This is a genomic window from Psychrobacter sp. AOP5-GZ1-6, from assembly GCF_052376345.1.
In the GTDB taxonomy this organism is placed as follows: domain Bacteria; phylum Pseudomonadota; class Gammaproteobacteria; order Pseudomonadales; family Moraxellaceae; genus Psychrobacter.
Genome location: NZ_JBQSVP010000369.1, coordinates 1 through 346, shown reverse-complemented (window position 1 = coordinate 346; position 346 = coordinate 1). Strand labels below are relative to the sequence as shown.

1 protein-coding gene is annotated in these 346 nt (G+C 36.7%); it reads left to right on the top strand.

What is annotated here, in order from left to right:
- Positions 1-165: 165 nt before the first annotated feature.
- The coding region (locus tag ACT3RN_RS16245) for a CsbD family protein (RefSeq protein ID WP_444518891.1) at positions 166-346 on the top strand (181 nt) is incomplete at its 3' end.

Genomic DNA, 346 nt, shown 5'->3' with positions numbered 1-346 from the left:
CAATAAAACAGATATCCACTAGTTGCCTTTGTTTAACATCCGATGATAACTACAATAAATAAAAATAAGGACTAAAAATAGAAAATGATTAGTAGCACTATTTAAACAACGACGATAATCAACCCACTAATAAAATGAACTAACTCACAAAAAAGGAATATAACAATGAACGAACAAACTCTGAAAGGTGAATGGAACCAACTGAAAGGCTCAGCAAAACAAAAATGGGCCAAACTAACTGATGATGATTTGACCCATATTGAAGGCAGCCGAGACAAGCTAGTTGGCCGAGTACAAGAACGTTATGGCCATGCTAAAGAAGACGCCGAGCGTGAAGTAGACGACT